Origin of the sequence: Streptomyces physcomitrii (assembly GCF_012273655.1) — a bacterium.
GTDB lineage: Bacteria > Actinomycetota > Actinomycetes > Streptomycetales > Streptomycetaceae > Streptomyces > Streptomyces physcomitrii.
Genome location: NZ_JAAWWP010000008.1, coordinates 123030 through 143602, shown reverse-complemented (window position 1 = coordinate 143602; position 20573 = coordinate 123030). Strand labels below are relative to the sequence as shown.

The following is a 20573-nucleotide window of genomic DNA, read 5'->3' as shown; positions in this document are numbered from 1 at the left end:
GGTCCGGTGCCGATGCGCGGTCCGGGCGGTGCGTGCGAGGATGGTCGCAGAGCCCCGATCGGCTCCTGGACGAGCGCGCCGTACCCAGCACACGACAAGACGGTGCCCGAGGAGCTGTCATGGCGTGGGTCATCTTGGTGCTGTCCGGAATGCTCGAAGCGGTCTGGGCGACAGCCCTGGGGAAGTCCGGGAACTTCAGCCGCCCGCTCCCCACCGCGGTGTTCGCCGTCGGCCTGGCGCTCAGCATGGCGGGCCTCGCCCACGCCCTGCGGACGCTGCCGGTGGGAACCGGCTACGCGGTCTGGGTGGGCATCGGCGCGGTCCTCACCGCCACGTACGCGATGCTCTTCGAGGGGGAGCCCGCCGGAGTGCTGAAGATCCTGCTGCTCGCGGGGATCATCGGCTGCGTGGCGGGTCTGAAGCTCGCCCACTGAGCCCGGCGGCGTCGGCCCGCCCTTGGCAGGGCTGACCCGTACGCAGGTTCCGGGCGGCGCCGCCGAGGACGGAGTCGAGCCGGTCCCGGGTGCCGAGCAGGTCGGCGATCTGTCGGTCGATACGGTCCCGTTCCGAGGCGAGCCGGTCGAGCAGCTCCGGGGTGGCGTTGCCGTCGACGACGCAGGGCAGGAGCTCGACGATCGTCCTGCTCGACAGGCCCGCCGCGTAGAGCTGCTGGATCAGCCGGATGCGCTCGACCGCGCTCTCCGGGTACCGCCGCTGCCCGCCGGCGCTGCGTTCCGCGCCGAGCAGGCTCTGCTCCTCGTAGTAGCGCAGCGCCCGGACGCTGACACCCGTCCTGGCGGCCAGTTCACCGATGCGCATGGTGCCTCCCCTCGGCCCTTGACCCTCACGTCGACGTCAGGTCCTAGCGTAATCCGTGAGGGCTCCACCGCGACCGACCGGTGGCCCGGCGGAAGGAAGTCCCCCCATGACCACCGAGAACCCCACGACCACCGAGAACCCCGCACCGACCTCAGCCACCTCATCCACTCCCTCCCCCTCCCCCTCCTCCTCACTCTCACCGACCGGGATTCCCGTTCCGGCCCCCACGCCCGTCGTCTCCGTGAAGCCGCTCGTGCTGCCCGCGCCGGACCGAGGCGAGGACCTGCGGGTACGGGTCTCCGCGCCGGTGACCGGAGGCGAGCTGCCGATCGTGCTCTTCGCCCACGGCTACGGCTCGTCCCTGGAGGGCTACGGCCCCCTGACCGACTACTGGGCCGCCCGGGGCTTCGCGGTGATCCAGCCCACCCACCTCGACTCCCGGACGGTGGGCCTGCCCGAGGGCGATCCCCGTATCCCCCGGATCTGGCGTCTGCGGTCGGCGGACCTGAGGCGGATCCTGGACGGGCTCGACGTAGTGGAGGCCGCCGTCCCCGGACTCGCCGGCCGTCTCGACCGGAGCCGTATCGCTGTGGCCGGGCACTCCTTCGGCGGTCAGACGGCGGGCACCCTGCTCGGCCTGCGCGTCCGCGAACCGGGGACCGAGGAGGTGCCGAACCTCTCCGACCCGCGCGTCAAGGCGGGGGTGCTGCTCGCCACCGCGGGCCGAGGCGGCACCGACCTGACCCCCTTCGCGGCCGGGCAATTCCCCTTCATGAACCCGGACTTCACCCATCTGACCACCCCCGCCCTGGTGGTCGCGGGCGACCGGGACGACTCCCCGCTGAGCGTGCGCGGACCGGAGTGGACGGCCGATCCGTACCATCTGAGCCCCGGCGCCGAGGGCCTGCTCACCCTGCACGGCGCGGAGCACTCCCTCGGCGGCATCCCCGGCTACGAGGCCGCGGAGACCACCGACGAGAACCCCGCCCGCCTCGCCCTCCTCCAACAGGTCACCTGGGCCTACCTCCGCCACGCCCTCGGCATCGACAGCTCCGGCTGGACGGCGGCGCGCCGGGCCCTGGAAGGGGGCACCCATCCGCTGGGCAGGCTCGACACCAAGGAGGGCGCGGGGCGGCGTCCGTGAGCCGGGTTCCCCCCGACCGGGGCCGGAGGGAACCCGGACCGGGACCGGAGGGAACCCGGCTCAGGCCGGAGGGAATCCGGACCGGAGGAGCCGGATCCCGGACGACGCCCAGGACCTCTACGGGCGCTCGTGGGCGGAGCCGTGGGCGACCGCCGGGGCCGGGCCCGCCGTCGCGCCGTTGTCGGTCTTGTAGACGGCGAACCAGTCCACGCTCATCCCCGCGCCGGAGGAGGTGTCGGCGGCCGGGGAGGTGCAGCCGCAGACCTTGTTCGGGTAGGAGCCGCCGATGGCCACGTCGAAGATGGCGAAGAAGCCGTGGTCGACCGCGGTCCGCCAGGTGGCCTCGGAGACCTGGTTCTGGTCGACCCGGTAGGTCTCCTTGCCGTCGAGGTAGAAGCGCAGCTGCTCGGCGGCGGCGTTCGTACGGTCGACGATGACGGAGTAGGTGTGGAACTCCGTCTGGCAGCCGTCGCAGGCCTGGAGGTCGCTGCTGATGCCGTCGGGGTCGTGGCACTCCCCGGCCCACTCACCGCAGTGGAAGGTGGTGGAGTGCTTGCTGAGGCCGTTGACGTCCTCCATGATGTCCAGCTCGCCGATGCTGGGCCAGTTGGTCGCCCCGACCGGCCGGGCGTCGGCGCCCATCGCCCAGAAGGCCGGCCAATACCCCAGCGCCTTCTCCGGGTTGGGCTGCTTGATGGAGGCGCTCATCTCCATCTGCCCGCCCTCCGGCGCGCCGAAGTCGGTGCGCTGGGTCTCCACCCGGCCCGAGGTCCAGTTGCCCGCGGAGTCCTTGATCGGCTTGATCACCATGTGACCCTCGCCGTCCTGGTAAACGTTGTCAGTGGAGTCCGTCGAGACCTCGATCTCGCCGGTGCCCCAGTTGGGCGCGCCGCCGGGATAGCCGGTGCCGATGTCGTAGAGCCAGTCGGCGCCGTCGAGGCGGCTGCCCGCGGCCCCCTCGAAGTCGTCGCTGAACATCGTCGACCAGCCGTCCGCGGGCGGCGGCACACTTGCCGCGGCGGAGCCGGTGAGGGCCGCGGGCCCCACCAGCGCCGATACGGCGAGTCCGGTGAGGAGCAGCGTGGGAAGGCGACGGCTTCGCCGTCCCGAGCCCGGGGAAGAACGCCAAAAGGTCCGGAACGTACGGTTCATGATGCCTGCTTTCGACGAGGGGGGACCTCTGCGGCAGCAGAGGAGGGCCGAGCCCTGCGGGGGTGCGGGAGTGCGGGGCGATCCGTGATCCGGGGCAAGGCGGCGTCGGTACGTCAGGCGCCTCGACCACGTGGGGGAGTGGAGCAGGGCGAGACGACTGTCGTGCAACTCCGCCCGCACCGTCAAGAGTTCGCGCTGCATTCAGCTCTTGAACGACTGCCTGCCCGCCTCGCCGAAGGCTTTCCGTCCAGTTCAGGGTCTTCCGCGCTCGCATGAGGTCGCCAGGCACCGGCTGAGCAAGAGTCTTGAAGAACAACCAGGCGTCGAACCGGATCTTCCTTACGACTGATGACGCCTTGTCCCATGCTTTGAGGCGGCGGGAAGGGGCCTCCCCGCGCCCTCTCCCTCACCACTCCGAGGCCACGCGTGCCGCGCCGTCAACTCCCTTACGTCCACCGGGGTGCAGCCGTGCAGGGTGGTCATGATGCGGGCCGCGAGGGTCCAGTCGAGCAGGGGGCTGCCGTACGGGACCAGGGTGAGGGGCTCGGGGGTGGGGATACGGCGCAGAGTCCGCGGATGGTGCACGAGCCCGGCCACGCCCCAGGGGCGCACCTCCTCGACCAGCGCGGCGGTGTGCCCCCTGCGCAGGTGCGGGCAGTGCCGCAGCGAGTCGAGCGCACAGGGCGGGCAGAGGGGCGGCGAAGCCGTGCGCTCGCCCTCGCCGACGGGGTGCCCCTCCACCGCCCGTACGAGGAACAGCCGCCGCCCGCCCGGCAGTCGGCCCTCCGTGACACCACCGCAGACCTGGCACAGCAGCCGTTTCATCGCCCGCCGCTGCCGCAGTGCGTGCATCCCCCCGAGATCCGGCACCCCGAACCCCCGCCGCAAGGCCTGCCGGACCCACAGCACTCCGTCCACCCGGTCGACAGCGGCGACTTCATCCCCGTACCCGAGCCGGGGGCGACCCTGGAACCAGGCGTGGACAAGGGTGTGGGGCGGCACTCGCTCCTCGCTCCAGGGGGCGAGTTGAGGGACGGGGAGGCCGTGCCAGCGGAGTGGAGGAGGGGCCTGGGCGGAGGTCGTCGGCTGCGGAGTCGAGATCCGGTGGCTCATGGCGCTCCTAAGAGTCCGGGACATGGTCCGGCTGCTTCTCTAGAGATAAGATCTCTAGAGAAGCAGTGCGTCGGGAGGGTGTCAAGATTTCTCTAGAGATGTAACGTCCGCTTTCCGTACTCCCGGTGATGTGCTGCCGCCCGCGGTCCGCCTTAGGGTGTCTAGAGAGGCGAGGGAGTGATCAGAAATGGCCGACCAAGGCAGGGCCGGGCAGTCCAAGTACCAGCGGATCGCGGAGGAACTCAGGGCCGCCGTCCAGGCGGGGACTTACGGCCCCGGCGATCGGCTGCCGGGTGAAAACGAGCTGATGGCCAAGCACGGTGTCGCTCGGATGACCGCCCGCCAGGCGGTCGGTGTGCTCCAGAGCGAGGGCATCGCCGAGGCCCGCAAAGGTGCCGGAGTCTTCGTACGGGACTTCCGCCCCCTCCGTCGCCGCAGCGTCTCCCGGCTCGCGCAGGAGCAGTGGGGTGCCGGGCGGTCGGTGTGGGAAGCGGAGGCCGAGGGGCGGGAGTTGGTCGTCGATCAGGTGGCCGTGGGGGAGGAAGCCGCTTCGGGGCTGATCGCTCGGGTACTCGGGATCGAGGAGGGGGCGGCGGTGTGCGTCCGGAGCAGGCGGTTCGTCCTGGACGGGAAGCCGGTTCTGCTCGCGCGGTCGTCTCTGCCCGCGGCCCTGGTTGCCGGTACCGCGATCACGCAGGAGGACACCGGGCCCGGTGGCACATACGCCAGGCTCGCGGAGATCGGGCAGAAACCGGTGCGTTTCCGGGAGGAGTTGAGGTGCCGTATGCCTTCGGCTGCGGAGGCGGAGCAGCTGGAGCTCGCCATGGGGACCCCGGTCGTACTGGTGGTGCGGAGCGCCTTCGCGGCTGACGGCCGGGCGGTCGAGGTGAACGAGATGACGCTCGACTCGGCCTCTTATGTTCTGGAGTACGACTTTCCCGCGTGACCGTGACGGCCTTGCCCGCCCCCGAGTCCGCTCACTCGGCCACCGGGAATCGCCTGGCTGCCCAGTCGACAGCCCAGCCACTGTCCGGGCTTCGGAGCTCCTCGGGTCCCCGGCGTCTCCAGCTGTCCCATCGGTTACGGGCTGAGTTCGCCCCCACGTAAGCCACTCGGCACGACATCAGGATCGAGGGAGCCCGCACCATGACACGACCGCGCCCAGGAGAATGGGTCAGCACCTCCCTGCCCTATCTGTCTCCGGAGACGGGTGCCGCGGACGTGTGGCAGGCGGAAGCAGCCGCGCGTGGTGGGACCGGGCGGCAGCGCATCGTTGCCGCGGGTGAGGTGCCCGCGTCCGCCGAAGTCGCTGCGCTGCTCGGGTTGGATGAGGGGGAACCGGTCGTCGTACGGCGGCGGTTGATGTTTCTGGACGAGGTGCCCTGTGAGGTGACCGACTCCTTTTACCCCGTGCGCATTGCCCGGGGGACCGCGCTTGCCGGGACGGCGAAGATCCGGGGAGGGGCTCTCGCACTGCTCGCCGATTTGGGGCATGTCGGAGTGCGTGCCCGGGAGGATGTGCGGGCCGCGCTCGCGGATGAGGAGGAATGTGAGACTTTGCAACTCGGCCCAGGGGAGGCCGTGTTGAAGCTTGCCCGGGTCCTCCTCGACGCCGAAGAGCGGCCTTTCCAGGCAGACTTGATCACTATGCCCGCCCGCGTGCAGCGCCTCCGCTACGACATCAGGATCGGCTGATCTCCGCCTCGAATGCCCTGGAGTGGAGGACGAACTCCCCGGGCGGCGGGCCCCGGCCCGGCGCCCGCTCAGCCACGGGAAATTGCCTGGCCACCCCCTCGACAGTCCCGATACCGTCCGACCCCCGGAGCTCTTCGGTTCCCCGTGCTCTCCGGCTGTCCCATTCCCTGAACTGCCCTACCGGCAGGCGGCGTTCGCAAGGCGGTGCTCATGGCCAGTCGTCCGGTGACGACCACCCTCTGGCGTCCTACCGGTCCCGAAGAGCTCGCGCTCGTACGGGAGTCGGGGTGGCGGGCGTGGCCGCCGCGGTTGCCGGAGCAGCCGATCTTCTATCCGGTGCTCGACGAGGAGTACGCGGTCAAGATCGCGCGGGACTGGAATGTGAAGCACAGCGGGGTCGGGTACGTGACGCGGTTCGAGGTCGAGTCGGAGTTCGTCCGGCGGTATCCGGTGCGGCAGGCCGGTGGGCGGACGATTCTCGAACTCTGGGTTCCGGCGGAGGAGTTGGCGGAGTTCAACGCGCACCTCGTGGGCGAGATCCAGGTGGTGCACGAGTTCCGCTGAGGGGCCGGTCGGCGGTCGTTTGCCGGGCGGGATTCGGCAATCCTGGGCGACCGGGCGGGATTCAGCGGTCCTGGGCGCTGGGCGTCGGGGCGGATTCGGCGATCCCGGGAGTCGGGGCGCTCAGGCGGGCCCGGAGTTGAGCCGGGCCGCCTGGCGGGTCAGGTGGGTGCGTTCCGCGAGGTTGGGGGCCTGGTGGGCGGCCTCGGCGTAGAGGCGGGCCGCGGTCTTCAGGTCGCCGTCGCGTTCGTGGAGGTAGGCGGCGGCCGCGGTGTGGCGGGGCAGGGAGTGGTCGAGTTCCGCGAGGGCGGCGAGACCGGCGCGGGGGCCGTCCGCCTCGCCCACCGCCACCGCGCGGTTGAGGCGGACCACGGGGCTGTCGGTCAGGCGCAGCAACTCGTCGTACCACTCCACGATCTGGACCCAGTCGGTCTCCTCGGCGGCGGGGGCGTCGGCGTGCAGGGCGGCGATGGCGGCCTGGGCCTGGAACTCGCCGAGCCGGTCGCGGGCGAGGGCGGTCTGGAGGATCCCGACGGCCTCGGCGATCGAGGCGGTGTCCCAGCGGCTGCGGTCCTGCTCGGCGAGCGGGACCAGGCTGCCGTCCGGGGCGGTGCGGCCGGCGCGGCGGGCGTGGTGCAGGAGCATCAGCGCCAGCAGGCCCGCCACCTCGGGATGGTCGACGGCGGCGGCGAGTTGGCGGGTGAGGCGGATGGCCTCGGCGGCGAGGTCGAGGTCGCCGGAGTAGCCCTCGTTGAAGACCAGGTAGAGGACGCGGAGCACGGTGGCTACATCGCCGTGCCGGTCGAGGCGGACTCCGGAGACGGTGCGTTTGGCGCGGCTGATGCGCTGGGCCATGGTCGCCTCGGGCACCAGATAGGCCTCGGCGATCTGGCGGGTGGTGAGTCCGCCGACGGCGCGCAGGGTGAGCGCGACGGCGGAGGAGGGGGTCAGGGAGGGGTGGGCGCACAGGAAGTAGAGCTGGAGGGTGTCGTCCGCCGAGGGGGCCGGGCCCGGCGCGGGCTGCTCGTCGAGCAGGTCCTCACGGCGGCGGCGGGCGCTGTCCGCCCGTACCGCGTCGAGGAATTTGCGCCAGGCCACCGTGACCAGCCAGCCCTTGAGGTCCCGCGGCCGCGACCCCGGCCGGCCGCGGACCGCTTCGAGCAAGGCCTCCTGCACGGCGTCCTCGGCCGCCGCGAAGTCCGCCCCGCGGCGTACGAGGATCCCGAGCACCTGCGGGGTGAGGCTCCGGAGCAGGGCCTCGTCCACCACCTGGCCGCCTCCGTCCATCCGGTCGGCTCCGTCCGACCGGCCTTCTTCGGCCACTTGACCACCGGCAGCCATCTCATCACCTTCAGCCATCTGACCGCCGTCAGCCACTTGACCTCCCTCGGTCACCGGGCCGGGCTCTGCCGCCTGACGGCCGTCAGCCACTTGACCCCCGTCGGAAGCCGCGCCGGGCTCTGCCACTCGGCCGGGCTCTGCCGCCTGACGGGGCTGCGCCGCCTGCCCCGCCCGCTCTTCCTTCTCCACCCTCCCCCCTCACCTGCCCTGCTCGTCCCTCACCTGGCCCGCTCGTCCGTCTCTGGGGGAGGGCCGTACGTACCGCCCTCCCCGACCCATCCCCCCCTCAGTGGCAGTCCGTGTTCGGCGCGGCCGCGAGGAAGGGGCGGAGTTCCAGCCACTCGTGGATCGGCTTGCCGTCTGCTCCGGGGGCGGCGGAGAGTTCCCCGGCGAGTTCGACGGCGCGTTCGTGGCTGTCGACGTCGATCACCATCCACCCGGCGATGAGGTCCTTGGTCTCCGCGAAGGGGCCGTCGGTGACCGGCGGGCGGCCCTCGCCGTCGTAGCGGACCCAGCTGCCCTCGGGGGCGAGCGCCTCGCCGCCGACGTACTCGCCGGTCTCCTCGAGGCGGGTGGCGAAGTCCCGCATGTACTGGATGTGGGCCGTGACCTCCTCGGGGGTCCACTTGTCCATCGGGACGTCGTTGGCCGGGGCCGGGGCGCCGCGGTAGTGCTTGAGAAGCAGGTACTTGGCCATGATGTTCTCCTCGGTGCTGGTGCGGGCCATTGTGGCCGCGTGCACCCCGGGGACGGAGCCGCTCGGCGGTTCTCGACATCGCCGCGGAGGATTTCCCGGAGTTTTTTCGCCCGGGCGGTCGAGCCCGGTTCGCGCACCCGCCCGGAACGCCCGCACCCGCCCGGAGCGCCCCGTCTGCCGGAGCACCGGTTCCTCCACCACGAGCGCACGTGGAATCAGGTCAACCTCATACCGGGCGCTTGACGGGGTGCGGAGCCCGGCGCAACTTATCGATGCGCACTGCACAAATGCTGATCAAAGGGGGCTCAATGGGAAAGATCATGCGATCGAGGCTGACGGTCACGCTGGCGGTTGCCGCCGCCGTCGGCCTCGCCCTGCCGGGAGTTGCCGGTGCGGCGGACGGCTCGACCCAGGTCAGGACCAACACGGCCTGTGACGACGGCAAGGCGACAGCAGCGGAGAACGTGGCCATCCGCACCGGTACCAGCACCGGTGCCAGTCTGGTGACCACTGCCCTGAAGGGGCAGACGTGGGGCTGTTACTTCACCTACGTCCTCACGGGCGGCCGGTACACCGCTTGCGGGACAACGAACGGCAACGGGTGGTTCTACGTCTACAACGCCAATTACTCGGGCTACAGCGCATCGGCTTGTTGGGGGTGACGCTCCCCGCTCGGGGGTGACGCTCCCCGCAGGGTGGTACGACGGACGAGGGCACCGCAGGCCCTGCGGCCTGCGGTGCCCTTCTTTCTGTCTTCCTGCCGGTCGGCTTCGTTCCGTGGCGCCGAGCCTTGCCGGTTCACACGGGAGCGCCCCGTCCGCCGAAGCGGACGGGGCGCCCTGGAGCCGTACCCGGGTCGGGTCGGTTACGGGGTGACCTTCTCGATCTCCACGCTGCCGACTCCGGCGACCGTGCCGCGGCCGTTCAGGAGCTGGACCTCACCGAAGAAGGTGCGGCCCTCGGGGGCGGCGGCGTTGGCGGTGACCTCGGCGGTGACCTCGGTGGACTTGCCGCTGCCGAGCTTGACCGGCTTGCCGTCCACGGTGACCTTGCCGAGCGCGCCGGAGAAGAACACGTCGTGGTAGTCGTACTCGGTGGCCCCGGAGGGGATCGCGTAGCCGAGGACCTCGACGGTGTAGGTGCCGGCGGCCGGCTTGCTGATGCTCACCGACTCCTCGGAGTCGCCGTCCGCGGAGGTGGCGACCTCCTCGCCGTCCTTGAGGACCGCGAGGTCGAGGTCGGCGGCGGTGTCCGAGACCCCGCCGATGGCGACGTCGAGGCGGTCGGCGCCCTCGGGCACCACGACCTCGGTGGTCACCGTCTGGCCCGGCTTGATCGTCGGACGGTCCGCCTTGGAGGAGCCGAGCGGGCCGCCCTGCAGCTTGCCGTCGACGGCGGCGAACTTGTTCGTCACCTTCCAGGTCACCGGGGTGGCCTTGCCCACCTTGGCCTCGGCGACCTTCTGCACGGCCGGGTCGAAGGCCGCGCCGAGCACCGAGACGCCGAGCCGGTACGGGTTGTCGAGCAGCGGCGAGGTGCGGCGCGACTCCAGCTCGATCTCCCAGACGCCGGGCTGCGGGTCCGCGTAGGAGCGCAGGTCCGGGCGGCAGGTGTTGTCCGGGTTCTCGTAGTTGGCGTAGCACAGCGGCGTCGAGGTGTCGTCGGACGGGACGCCGTAGGGGTGGATCGCGATGAAGCGGGTCTGGCTCTTGCCCTTCAGGCCGCCCAGGGTCACTTCGAGGTTCTTGGCGCCCTCGGGGACGTTCACGAAGTACGAGCGGGTGCTGTTGCGCTGGACCGAGCCCTTGGCCGAGAAGCCGTAGTCGGGCTTGGTGAGCGCGGCCGAGACCACGACGGTCGACAGGATCTGCTGGTCGATGCCCGGGGTGCGGTTGTCGTCGACGTCGAGGATGGCGCTGTGCACCCCGGCCGACGTGGGCTTCGCCTGGATCTTGACGGTGACCGTCTTGTTCAGCGGCAGCTTGACGACGTCGTCGCCCACGATCTTGAACGTGCCGTCGTTGTTGCGCAGTCCGAGGTTGTGGTAGACGGTCCGGTCCGGGCCCGAGGTGCGGGTGACCTGCACCGCGTACGTCTTCTTCTGCCCGGCCCTGAGGCCGCCCTCGCGGTCGTAGAGGCCGGTGCCGAAGCCCGGCTCCTTGAGGAACTGGTCGATGGCGGTGTCGACGGGCGCGCGGACGGTGAAGTCGTGGGCGGCGACGCCCTTCTTCACGTTCTTCCAGGCGCCGACGATGTCGATCCGGCCCGCACCCTGGGCGTAGGCCTGCTCACCGGGGATGCGCTTGGCGGTGGAGGTCAGCGCGGTGCGCAGCTTCGCCGGGGTCAGCTCGATGTGCAGCTGCTTGGCGGCGGAGAGCAGCAGCGCCGAGGCGCCCGCGGCCTGCGGCGAGGCCATCGAGGTGCCCTGGAGCATCGAGTACCCGGCGGGCAGCTGGTACCCGGCCTCGGCGACCGGGGAGCCCGGCAGCCAGGTCTGGGTGGTGTTGATCGCGGCGCCGGGGGCGCTGATCGTGGGCGTGAAGCCGCCGTCCTCGCGCGGGCCGCGGGAGGAGAAGGGCATCAGGGCGTACTTCTTGGCCACGCCGGAGCCGTAGTCGGCGGCCCAGGTCTCCTTGGAGATGGCGGCGCCGACCGAGATCACCTTGTCGGCGAGGCCGGGGTCGCCGATGGTGTTCACGCCCGGGCCCTCGTTGCCCGCGGAGATCACCAGCTGGACGTCGTAGGTGTCGATCAGGCGCTTGTACAGCTCGGCGCGGGCGTTGTTGCCGTCGTTGAGCGCCGGGAGGCCGCCGATCGACATGTTGACGATGTCGACGCCGCGGTTGGTGACCAGGTCGATCATGCCCTCGGTGAGCGCGACGTTGGTGCAGCCGCCGCTCCAGGTGCAGGCCCGCGAGGAGACCAGCTTGGCGCCGGGGGCCGCGCCGTTCATCTTGCCGCCGAAGAGGCCGTTGGCCGCGGTGATGCCCGCGACGTGGGTGCCGTGCTCGGACTCGATGACGCCGATGTTGACGAAGTCGGCCTTCTTGCCGACCCAGTCGCCGCCGTACGGGTCGGTCGGCACGTCCTTGCGGATCTCGACCACGAAGGGGACCCGCTCGACGACGTCGGTGCTGGGGTCGTCCTCACCGAAGTAGGAGACCTGGAAGCCGTCCTTGTAGGGCTTGAGGACCTTGTCGTTCGAGAAGTCGCCGTTGTCGTCCAGGTCGACGCGGACGGTACCGGCGGCCGGGTCGTAGAGCACACCCCAGCTGTCGGTGGTGTCGCCGTCCCGGTTGAGGTCGCCCTTGGCGTCGCCGCCCTTGGTCGCGGCCTCGCTGAAGATGCTGATCTGGTACGCGCCCTCGGGCGCCTTCCAGCTGCGGCCGTTGAAGGTGAAGGAGGGCCCGGTCACCGGGTTGGTCATCCGGCGCCAGGTGCCGTCGGCGTCCACGATCGGGTCGGTGGCGGTCACCCAGTCGGTGATCTTGCGCTCGCCGGTGCTGGTCTTGCGCAGCGCCGGGTGACCGAGGTCCACGCCCGAGTCGAGGATGCCGATGGTGGTGCCCCGGCCGTCGTACTTCGGGTGCTTGGCGACGAAGTCCACCGCACCGGTCTCGAAGGACGGGTTGTACGGGTTCTTCGCGGGCGTCTTCTTCCCGGGCGCCGCGTAGCCGCCCTTCGCCGCGCGGGCCGCGCCCTCGGCGCGGTCGCCGGCCGGGGTCGGGTCGTCCAGCTCGATCTCGTGGCGCAGGTCGATGCCGTGCACCGAGGACAGCTTCGCGGCCGCCTTGATCGCGGCATCGGCGCCGGAGGTGGGCACCGTGGCCCGCACATAGCCGAGCTTGTCGTAGGTGCGGCCGACCGAGCCGCCCTTGACGGCGTCGAGCTGGTCCGCGACCCGCTCGGTGGCGCCCGGGGCGGTGGCGATCATCATGGTGATGTTCTTGGCGCCGGACGCCTTCGCGTCGGCGAGGAGGTCGGCGTCCGCGGCGCCGAGCTTGGCGCTCGCCGACTTGGCGGCGGGGTCGGCCGCCGGTGCCGGGTCCGCGGAGAAGGCCAGCGGAGCGGGTCCGGCGGCCGCGAGGGCCGCCGTGAGTCCGGCGGCCATGGCTATGCGCGCCGCGCGTCTCGCACCTGGTCTCGGTGCGGGCTGAGGGTCGGAGGTCATCATCATCCCTGTGAGGTAAGGATCCGCGACGATCAAGAGAGATCGGAAGTGCCCGGAATACGTGCCCGGATGACCGCTCAGCTTTATGGATCCGGCCGGTCTTTGGGGAGAAATGCCCGGGCCGTAATACCCCGTGGCGTACTTCCGCCATACGCCATGAGGAAGAAAAGGCGGCAAATCCGTATCTTTCCTCCCGGGTACGGATGTCGTCCGCGTCCCATCCATGCGGCGCGCGGGGTGACTTGGACGGTTCCCTCACGGTGTCTGCGCGTCTCCCTCACCTCCGGAATGCGGGATTCCGGTGTTCCGGGCGGTCGCCGCCGCCCGGCCGGCCCGGGTGCCGGAAGAGGGGTACCCGCACCCCGAATCCGGCCCGTACCCCGCCGGATGAACGCCCGGTGACCGTCCGCCCTCGCGCACCCGAGGCACGGATGGCCGCCCGGCGGACGCCGTGATCCACGTACGCGGATGGGTGTCGGGCGTTGCCGCCGCGTTCACGCACCGGCCATCGCACTTGCGAACCATCGCTGGTGAGCGGGGAGTCCACCGCCCCGCGACCACCGCTGATGCGTTCGCACCCGGGGAGAACCGCGCATGCCGCGCAATGGCTCTGGCACAGGAATCGACCGTCGCACCCTGCTCGCCTCCGGCGGCGCCCTCGCCGTCGCCGCGGGCGTCACGGGCTACGCCCTCGGCCCGGGCAGCTCCCGCGCCACCGCGGGCCCGCCGCCCGCCGCCTCCCGTACCGCCCCGGCGGCGCCGCTCGCCCCGTACCGCCGCGGGACCACCCTCGACAGCGTCGCCGCGCCCCGCGGCTCGGGGCCCGGCTACCGGCGGCTCGGCCCGGGTCCGGGCTGGGAGCGGGTGGTGCGCGAGGAGCTGGCCGCGCCCGGCGCCCGGCGCGCCGAACGCCGCACCGCCCTCGCCTCCTTCGTGCAGTTCACCGATCTGCACCTGGTCGATGTGCAGCACCCGCTGCGCTACGAGTACCTGCGCGCGCAGACCTCGAGCGCCTGGCGGCCGCAGGAGGCCCTCTCGGTGGCGGGCGCCGTCTCTCTTGTCGAGCGGGTGAACGCGCTGCGCGGCGCACCGGCCACCGGCTCCCCGCTGCACTTCGTGATGACCACCGGCGACAACACCGACAACAACGCCCGCAGCGAACTCGACTGGTTCCTCACCGCGATGAGCGGCGGACGGCTCACCCCCAACACCGGCGACCCGCGCCGCTACGAGGGCGTGCAGGACAGCGGCCTCGCGCTCTACTGGCAGCCCGGCGACGCCCTGCGCGACGCCGACAAGGCGCAGGGCTTCCCCCGCCTGGACGGCTTCCTGGACGCCGCGATCCGCGAGCTGAACAGCCCCGGCCTGAACCTGCCCTGGTACTCCACGGTCGGCAACCACGACCAGCTCCCCGGCGGCTGCTACGCCCCGAGCGACTCCTTCTGGGCCGAATACGCCGTCGGCGACCGGAAGGTGATGACCCTGCCCGGCGAGCAGGGCGCCGCCCTGTGGAACACCGTCAAGAAGGGCGGCGACCCGACCGGCGGGCTCTACCGGGAGCTGCTCCGCTCCCGCCCCGCTGGAACCCGCCGGATCACCCCCGACGAGAGCCGCGCCCCCTTCACCCCCGAGGAGTACGTACGGGCCCATCTGCGCCCGGAGTTCACCGGGCCGGGGCCGCACGGCCACGGCTACACCGAGGCCAACCTCGCCGAGGACACCCGGTACTACACCTTCCGGGTCGCCGAGGGCGTGCTCGGCATCAGCCTGGACTCCACCGACCCGGGCGGCCACTACGAGGGCTCCCTCGGCGAAGCCCAGTTCAGCTGGCTGCGCGAGCAGTTGACGGCGCACAAGGACGAGCACGTCCTCGTCTTCAGCCACCACACCAGCAAGTCGATGCGCAATCTGCGCCCCGATCCCGCGCGGGCGGGCGAACGGCGGCACAGCGGCGCCGAGTTGGTGGAGCTGCTGCGCGGCCACCGCAACGTCCTCGCCTGGGTGAACGGCCACAGCCACAAGAACGCCATCACCCCGCACGGCGGCTTCTGGGAGATCTCCACGGCCTCGCACGTGGACTTCCCGCAGCTGGCCCGCGTCATCGAGATCGCCGACAACCAGGACGGCACCCTCTCGCTGTTCACCACCCTCATCGAGTCGGCGGCCCCGCAGCGCACCGACTTCGCCGACCTCTCCCAGCCCGGACTCGCCGCCCTCTACCGGGAGTTGGCCTTCAACGCCCCCGGCGCCCGCAGCACCCTCTCCGGCGCCCCGGGCGACCGCAACACCGAACTCCTGCTGCGCAAGGGCTGACTCCCGCCCCACCCGACCGTACGATCACGCCGAATGGCGCGAATTCGCTCAACCCCCGGGGTGTGCTCAACCCGGGCCGGTCCGGCGGGGTTTGCCCCCGTGAGGGCCCCGGACGGCGGGGCCCGGGCCTCGGGGGACGAGGCCGCACGGGGACTACGGGGAGAGCAGGGACACGAGATGGCAGTACGGAAGACGGCGGCCTGCGCGATGGTGGCGGCGCTGGCCGCGGGGGCACTGGCGATACCCGCCTCGGCCGCACCGGGCGCCGGGCAGGCGCGCGGCGGCCACGAGGCGACCCGCGCGGCACTGGAGAAGACGGTCGAGGCGGGGGTGCCCGGCGCGACCGCCGGGGTCCGCGAGGACGGCACCCGCTGGCAGGCCGGGGTGGGCACCGGCGATCTGCGCACCGGGAAGCCGCGCGGGGCCGAGGACCACTACCGGGTGGGCAGCATCAGCAAGACCTTCACCGCGACCGTGCTGCTGCAACTGGAGGCCGAGGGCCGGATCAGCCTCGACGACACGGTGGAGAAGTGGCTGCCGGGCGTGGTCCGCGGTCACGGGCACGACGGCGGCAGGATCACCGTGCGGCAGCTGCTCAACCACACCAGCGGGGTCTTCAACGTCACCGAGGACCCGCAGTTCGTGCGGGAGTTCTTCTCCACCGAGTTCCTGAAGAACCGCTACCGCACCGTGACCGCCGCCGAGCAGGTGGCCCTCGCCATGCGGCACGCGCCCAGCTTCGAGCCCGGCACCGGCTGGCGGTACTCCAACACCAACTACACCCTCGCCGGGATGATCGTGGAGAAGGTCACCGGCCGCGGCTACGCCGAGGAGATCCGCCGCCGCGTCATCGAGCCGCTGCACCTGCGCGGCACCCGCTCACCCGGCACCGACCCGCGCCTGCCCGGCCCGCACGCCCGCGCCTACTCCAAGCTCTCGAACGATCCGGACGCCACCAAGACCTACGACGTGACCGCGCTCAACCCCTCCCTCGCGGGCGCCGCGGGCGACATGGTCTCCGACTCGGCCGACCTGAACCGCTTCTACTCCGCCCTGCTCGGCGGGAAGCTGCTGCCGAAGAAGCAGCTGGCCGAGATGAAGGACACCGTCTCGACCGGCGACGAGCACCCGGGCTACCGCTACGGACTCGCGCTGATCGAGCAGAAGCTGAGCTGCGGGGTCACCCTCTACGGCCACGACGGCGGCATCCACGGCTCCACCTCCGACGCCGTCACCACCGCGGACGGCAAGCACGCGCTCGCCCTGAACTTCAACGGGGACTGGGCGGGCGACAGCACCCCGGTCCTGGAAGCGGAGTTCTGCGAGGACTGAGCCGACGGCCGGGCGCGCGGGGGCGGTAGGTTCGTCCGACCGCCCCTTCCCGCCCCGCGCTCACCGGGGCAGCACGACCACGTACGGCACCGGCTCCCGGTCCGCCGAGGCGAGCAGGGCGGTGCGGACCACCGCGGCCTGCCGGGCGGGGTGCTCGCGCAGCAGGCCCGGGTCGGCGTGCACTACCGCGATGCCCAGGCGCTCCAGATGCTCGCGCTCGACGCCCGGTGCCGACCGGGCGGTGCCCCCGGCGGGCGGGGCGCTCCCGGCCGGGGCGGTGGTGCGCAGCTCCAGGGCGACCGCGTGATCGGGCCAGTAGGCGTCCACGCCGCCGAGGTGGGGGCCGCCCGGCAGGCGCAGGTCGACGTTCCACAGGGGATCCGGCAGGCCCTGCTCGCGGACCATCCGGTACAGCCGGTGCTCGGCGTGGGTGCGGCCCTCGGCGAGCACCGCGTCCACCGCCTCGGTCACCTGAGGGCGCCCGAGCAGCCGGGCCCGCCCCAACTCCCGTACCAGCTCGGAGGCTTCGGCGTGGCCCTCGCGTACCGCCTCGGTGAGCAGGGCGCGCACCGGCGCCCCGGCGCCGAGCCGGGCCACCGCGTCGGCGGCCGCCCGGGCGACCGGCGCCAGCGGCACCCCGCCGAGCACCACCGCCCCCGGCATCCGGTGGGTGCGCACCAGTCGGACGCAGCCGGTGGAGCGCAGCCTGCGGCCCCGGGGGACGAGGACGTCGAGGCGGTCGAGGGAGGTCAGCGGCGGCGCCGAGGCGAAGCCGTGGCAGGCGAGCGCGGCGAGCCCGGTGAGGGCCGCCTCCCCGAAGCGGTCCGCGGCGGCGGGCTGGGCCGGCACCGACTCGGCGGAACCGCGCGGCGCCCGGCCCGCGTAGAGCAGCACCGCCTGCAGGCGCTCCTCGCCGGTCGGCGGCCCGGTGTGCAACAGGAAGACGCCCGGGAGGAGTTGGCGCCAGGGGCCCTCGGGGCGGCACTGCTCGGCGGCCTCGGCGGCGCTCACCCCGTGCGCCCGCAGCTCGGCGGCGGTCAGCACCCGGCTGCGGCTGTCGGTGAGATGGCGCAGCGGGCGGGGCGAGAGCGGGAGCCGGGTGCCGTGCGGCGGCGTCGGATTGTGGTTCATGCCCGCCAGCTTCCCGGTGCCCGGTGCCCCGCTAACCGGTGTTACAGCCCCGTCGGCAAACCGGGACATCGCTCCCGAAGGGGGCAGGAGTTCGAGCCGGGTACGGGGATTCGGGCACGTCCGGCGGGGCCCTGGCCAACGGGGTCCGCCCTGCTGCCGGTCGGGCCCCGGGGCGGTGCCGCCGTCCGCTGCGGCGCCCGGTTCTCGACGGGTCGGTAACAGCGCCGGCGACCCCGCCACGGCGACCCCGCGGAGCTTGTGTACGGGGACGCGGCGGGCCCCGGCGCTCCCCTCGTGAGGAGAGTGCCGGGGCCCGGTCACGCGGGTCCGCCCGGGCGGGAGCGCTCACGGCGGCCGTGGGTGCGTCCGCTCAGGCGGCTGCGCTCACGCGGAGCCGCAGGCACGGTCCGCTCGGGCAGGCGCGCCCACGCGCTGCCGCAGGCGCACCCACGCACAGCCGCGGGCGCGGTCCGCTCAGGTGCCCTGGGCCGCCGTCCGGTCGCGGTCCTGGCCGCGCAGGGCGCGGGCCAGGTCGTCGCGGGACTCCAGGACCAGGCGCCGCAGGGCGGGGGCCGCCGCCGGGTGCCCGTCGAGCCAGGCGTCCGCGGCGTCCACGGTGGACTGGCTGTCCTGGGCGGCGGGGAAGAGCCCGCGTACCACGTGCATGCCGATCTGGATCGAGCGCTCGGCCCAGATCCGCTCGATGACCTCGAAGTACCGGGGCGCGTACGGGGCGGTGAGCGCGCGCTGCTCCGGCTGCCCGAAGCCCGCGATGGTCGCCTCGACCAGGGCGTTGGAGAGGGTGTCGGCCTCGACGAGCTGCTTCCAGGCCTCCGCCTTGACCTCGGCCGAGGGCCGGGCCGCGAGCAGCCGCACCTGGTGCCGCTTGCCGGAGGCGGTGTCGTCGCGGGCCAGCTCGGCGGCGAGGGCGGCGCCGTCCGCGCGGCCGTGCACGGTCAGCGGCTCCAGGAAGACCCAGCGCAGCTCCTGGTCGACGTCGAGCCCGTCGATCTTCGCGCTGCCGTCGAGCAGTCCGTCCAGCAGCTGGAGGTCGGCCTCGCCGGAGGCGACCGCGGCGAAGAACCGCGCCCAGGTCAGCTGGTGCTGGCTGCCCGGCTCGGCCTTCCGCAGCTCGCCGAGGGCGCCCTCGGCGAGCAGCCGCCCGCCCTCCTCGCGCCACTCGGGCGCCGCGTAGTGCGCCAGCGCCGAGCGCGCCCAGGAGTGCAGCATCTGGAGCACCCCGATGTCCGACTCGCGCCCGGCGAAGCGCAGTACGAGGTCGACGAAGTCCCGGGCGGGCATCAGCGCGTCCCGGGTGAGGTTCCACAGTGCCGTCCAGCACAGGGCACGGGCCAGCGGGTCGGTGAGGTCGCCGAGGTGGGCCCGCAGGGTGTCCAGGGAGCGCGCGTCGAAGCGGATCTTGCAGTAGGTGAGGTCCTCGTCGTTGACCAGGACCAGGTCGGGCTCCGGCTGCCCGGCGAGGTCGGCGACCACCGTACGGGCGCCGTCCACATCGGTCTCGGTGCGCGCGTAGCGCGCGAGGGTGCCGTCGGGCTCGCGCCGGTACAGGCCGATCGCGACCCGGTGCGGGCGCAGCTGCGGATGCGAGGCGGCGGCCTCCTGCAGGACGGCCAGTTCGGTGATCCGGCCCTCGGCGTCCGAAGTCAGCTCGGGGGTCAGGGAGTTGACCCCGGCGGTCTGCAGCCAGGCCCGCGACCAGGCGGCCATGTCCCGGCCCGAGGTCTCCGCCAGGACCGAGAGCAGGTCGCCGAGTTCGGTGTTGCCGTAGGCGTGCCGCTTGAAGTAGCGCCGGGCCCCTTCGAGGAAGGCCTCCTGGCCGACGTACGCGCCCAGCTGCTTGAGCACCGAGGCGCCCTTGGCGTACGTGATCCCGTCGAAGTTGAGCTTGGCGTCCTCCAGGTCCCGGATGTCGGCGGTGATCGGGTGGGTGGAGGGCAGCTGGTCGGCCCGGTACGCCCAGGACTTGCGGTTGTTGGCGAAGGTGACCCAGGCGTTCTGGTAGCGGGTGGCGCCGACCAGTGCGAAGGCGCCCATGTAGTCGGCGAAGGACTCCTTCAGCCAGAGGTCGTCCCACCAGCGCATGGTGACCAGGTCCCCGAACCACATGTGCGCCATCTCGTGCAGGACGACATTGGCGCGGCGCTCGTAGGCGGCCTGGGTGACCTTGCCGCGGAAGATGAACTCCTCGCGGAAGGTGACCATCCCCGGGTTCTCCATCGCGCCCAGGTTGTACTCCGGCACGAAGGCCTGGTCGTACTTCCCGAAGGGGTAGGGGTAGTCGAAGTTGTCGTGGAAGAAGTCCAGGCCCTGCTTGGTGACCTCGAAGACCTCCTCGGTGTCGAAGTGCCGGGCCAGCGACTTGCGGCAGAGCAGGCCGAGCGGGATCTCCAGGGCGGAGCCGTCGTCGAGGGTGCGCCGGTAGTGCTCGCGGGCCTCGGCGTAGGGGCCGGCCACCACGCAGGTGATGTACGTCGAGATCGGCTCGGTCTCCGCGAACCGCCAGACGCCCTCGGTGAGTTCACCGGCGCCGTTGCTCCAGACCGTCCAGCCCTCGGGCGCGGTGACCTCGAAGCGGTAGGGGGCCTTGAGGTCGGGCTGCTCGAAGTTGGCGAAGACGCGGCGCGAGTCGGCGGGTTCATACTGGGTGTAGAGGTAGACCTCGCCGTCCTCCGGGTCGGTGAAGCGGTGCATGCCCTCGCCGGTGCGGCTGTACGCGCACCGGGCGTCGACCACGAGTTCGTTCTCGGCGGCGAGGTCTTCGAGGAGGATCCGCGCGCCGTCGAAGACGGCGACCGGGTCGAGGTCCTCGCCGTTCAGCGAGACGGCCGTGACATCCGGCGCGATCAGGTCGGCGAAGCTCGCGGCGCCGGGCTCGGCGCAGCGGAAGCGGATCGTGGTCACCGAACGGAAGGTCCGGGACTCGGGTCCCTCGGCGACCGCCGAACGCAGGTCGAGGGCGACCTCGTACCCGTCGACGGTCAGCAGGGCGGCGCGTTCCTGCGCCTCGTCGCGGCTCAGATTCTCACCGGGCACGGGTCGTACTCCTCGGGTTCATCCGCGTATGGGGGGTTGATCGATCAGGA

The 20573-nt window shown here is 72.2% G+C and carries 16 protein-coding genes and 1 riboswitch; of the genes, 8 read left to right on the top strand and 8 right to left on the bottom strand.

All coding sequences use genetic code 11. The annotated features are described in order from the left end of the window. Window positions 1-46 precede the first annotated feature (46 nt). Window positions 47-109: riboswitch (guanidine-III (ykkC-III) riboswitch) on the top strand. Window positions 110-119: 10 nt separating this feature from the next. Continuing rightward, window positions 120-434 carry a DMT family transporter gene (locus HFV08_RS15260; protein WP_168539768.1) on the top strand — a complete coding sequence of 105 codons (315 nt, stop codon included), beginning with the start codon at window positions 120-122 and terminating at the stop codon, window positions 432-434. On the opposite strand, the gene HFV08_RS15255 is transcribed toward HFV08_RS15260, so the two are convergent. Beyond that, complete coding sequence (locus HFV08_RS15255) at window positions 397-819, bottom strand: MerR family transcriptional regulator (RefSeq protein WP_168539766.1); 423 nt, start codon at window positions 817-819, stop codon at window positions 397-399. The genes HFV08_RS15260 and HFV08_RS15255 overlap by 38 nt on opposite strands. A gap of 106 nt (window positions 820-925) precedes the next feature. Between HFV08_RS15255 and HFV08_RS15250 the strand changes: the two genes are divergently transcribed. Beyond that, entirely contained in the window at window positions 926-1963 is a 1038-nt protein-coding gene (locus HFV08_RS15250) for an alpha/beta hydrolase family protein (protein WP_168539764.1), read from the top strand. Between the two features lie 117 nt (window positions 1964-2080). Here HFV08_RS15250 and HFV08_RS15245 read toward each other — a convergent pair whose 3' ends face one another. Both HFV08_RS15245 and HFV08_RS15240 read right to left on the bottom strand, forming a co-directional pair. Then, a complete protein-coding gene (locus tag HFV08_RS15245) occupies window positions 2081-3010 on the bottom strand; it encodes a glycoside hydrolase family 16 protein (RefSeq protein WP_312885628.1) in 930 nt (309 codons plus the stop codon). 444 nt (window positions 3011-3454) lie between these two features. After that, the gene (locus HFV08_RS15240; protein WP_168539760.1) at window positions 3455-3967 is read right to left on the bottom strand and encodes a hypothetical protein; all 513 of its coding nucleotides are present in this window, start codon (window positions 3965-3967) and stop codon (window positions 3455-3457) included. Between the two features lie 448 nt (window positions 3968-4415). Here HFV08_RS15240 and HFV08_RS15235 point away from each other — a divergent pair, with 448 nt between their 5' ends. From HFV08_RS15235 to HFV08_RS15225, 3 genes are all read left to right on the top strand, one after another. Next, window positions 4416-5174, top strand: coding sequence for a GntR family transcriptional regulator (locus HFV08_RS15235; RefSeq protein WP_168539758.1), 759 nt, complete (start codon window positions 4416-4418; stop codon window positions 5172-5174). A gap of 200 nt (window positions 5175-5374) precedes the next feature. Continuing rightward, window positions 5375-5923, top strand: coding sequence for a GntR family transcriptional regulator (locus HFV08_RS15230; protein ID WP_168539756.1), 549 nt, complete (start codon window positions 5375-5377; stop codon window positions 5921-5923). 210 nt (window positions 5924-6133) lie between these two features. After that, the gene (locus HFV08_RS15225; RefSeq protein ID WP_168539754.1) at window positions 6134-6487 is read left to right on the top strand and encodes a hypothetical protein; all 354 of its coding nucleotides are present in this window, start codon (window positions 6134-6136) and stop codon (window positions 6485-6487) included. A gap of 120 nt (window positions 6488-6607) precedes the next feature. Here HFV08_RS15225 and HFV08_RS15220 read toward each other — a convergent pair whose 3' ends face one another. Continuing rightward, window positions 6608-7750, bottom strand: a complete 1143-nt coding sequence (locus tag HFV08_RS15220) for an RNA polymerase sigma factor (RefSeq protein WP_168540031.1) — start codon at window positions 7748-7750, stop codon at window positions 6608-6610. Between the two features lie 361 nt (window positions 7751-8111). Beyond that, the gene (locus HFV08_RS15215) at window positions 8112-8522 is read right to left on the bottom strand and encodes a YciI family protein (protein ID WP_168540029.1); all 411 of its coding nucleotides are present in this window, start codon (window positions 8520-8522) and stop codon (window positions 8112-8114) included. Between the two features lie 308 nt (window positions 8523-8830). Here HFV08_RS15215 and HFV08_RS15210 point away from each other — a divergent pair, with 308 nt between their 5' ends. Further along, on the top strand, window positions 8831-9184 hold the full coding sequence (locus HFV08_RS15210) for a hypothetical protein (protein ID WP_168539752.1): 354 nt from the start codon (window positions 8831-8833) through the stop codon (window positions 9182-9184). A gap of 203 nt (window positions 9185-9387) precedes the next feature. Here HFV08_RS15210 and HFV08_RS15205 read toward each other — a convergent pair whose 3' ends face one another. After that, complete coding sequence (locus tag HFV08_RS15205) at window positions 9388-12693, bottom strand: S8 family serine peptidase (protein WP_168539750.1); 3306 nt, start codon at window positions 12691-12693, stop codon at window positions 9388-9390. Between the two features lie 594 nt (window positions 12694-13287). On the opposite strand from HFV08_RS15205, the gene HFV08_RS15200 reads away from it, so the two are divergent. Next, window positions 13288-15006 carry a TIGR03767 family metallophosphoesterase gene (locus tag HFV08_RS15200; RefSeq protein WP_168539748.1) on the top strand — a complete coding sequence of 573 codons (1719 nt, stop codon included), beginning with the start codon at window positions 13288-13290 and terminating at the stop codon, window positions 15004-15006. Window positions 15007-15183: 177 nt separating this feature from the next. Continuing rightward, window positions 15184-16338: a serine hydrolase domain-containing protein gene (locus HFV08_RS15195; protein ID WP_168539746.1), complete on the top strand. Its 1155-nt coding sequence runs from the start codon at window positions 15184-15186 to the stop codon at window positions 16336-16338. Between the two features lie 60 nt (window positions 16339-16398). Here the strand turns inward: HFV08_RS15195 and HFV08_RS15190 are convergent, their stop codons facing one another. Continuing rightward, a complete protein-coding gene (locus HFV08_RS15190; protein WP_168539744.1) occupies window positions 16399-17469 on the bottom strand; it encodes a hypothetical protein in 1071 nt (356 codons plus the stop codon). A 474-nt stretch (window positions 17470-17943) separates the two neighbouring features. Continuing rightward, window positions 17944-20523, bottom strand: a complete 2580-nt coding sequence (gene pepN, locus HFV08_RS15185) for an aminopeptidase N (protein ID WP_168539742.1) — start codon at window positions 20521-20523, stop codon at window positions 17944-17946. Window positions 20524-20573: the final 50 nt, after the last annotated feature.

Excerpts from the sequence above, each read along its gene's own strand:
- HFV08_RS15240 (WP_168539760.1), bottom strand. The coding sequence starts at position 3,967 with ATGCACGCACTGCGGCAGCGGCGGGCGATGAAACGGCTGCTGTGCCAG.
- HFV08_RS15205 (WP_168539750.1), bottom strand. The coding sequence starts at position 12,693 with ATGACCTCCGACCCTCAGCCCGCACCGAGACCAGGTGCGAGACGCGCG.
- HFV08_RS15195 (WP_168539746.1), top strand. The coding sequence starts at position 15,184 with ATGGCAGTACGGAAGACGGCGGCCTGCGCGATGGTGGCGGCGCTGGCC.
- HFV08_RS15225 (WP_168539754.1), top strand. The coding sequence starts at position 6,134 with ATGGCCAGTCGTCCGGTGACGACCACCCTCTGGCGTCCTACCGGTCCC.
- HFV08_RS15230 (WP_168539756.1), top strand. The coding sequence starts at position 5,375 with ATGACACGACCGCGCCCAGGAGAATGGGTCAGCACCTCCCTGCCCTAT.
- HFV08_RS15260 (WP_168539768.1), top strand. The coding sequence starts at position 120 with ATGGCGTGGGTCATCTTGGTGCTGTCCGGAATGCTCGAAGCGGTCTGG.
- HFV08_RS15190 (WP_168539744.1), bottom strand. The coding sequence starts at position 17,469 with ATGAACCACAATCCGACGCCGCCGCACGGCACCCGGCTCCCGCTCTCG.
- HFV08_RS15255 (WP_168539766.1), bottom strand. The coding sequence starts at position 819 with ATGCGCATCGGTGAACTGGCCGCCAGGACGGGTGTCAGCGTCCGGGCG.
- HFV08_RS15215 (WP_168540029.1), bottom strand. The coding sequence starts at position 8,522 with ATGGCCAAGTACCTGCTTCTCAAGCACTACCGCGGCGCCCCGGCCCCG.
- HFV08_RS15235 (WP_168539758.1), top strand. The coding sequence starts at position 4,416 with ATGGCCGACCAAGGCAGGGCCGGGCAGTCCAAGTACCAGCGGATCGCG.
- HFV08_RS15210 (WP_168539752.1), top strand. The coding sequence starts at position 8,831 with ATGGGAAAGATCATGCGATCGAGGCTGACGGTCACGCTGGCGGTTGCC.
- HFV08_RS15250 (WP_168539764.1), top strand. The coding sequence starts at position 926 with ATGACCACCGAGAACCCCACGACCACCGAGAACCCCGCACCGACCTCA.
- HFV08_RS15200 (WP_168539748.1), top strand. The coding sequence starts at position 13,288 with ATGCCGCGCAATGGCTCTGGCACAGGAATCGACCGTCGCACCCTGCTC.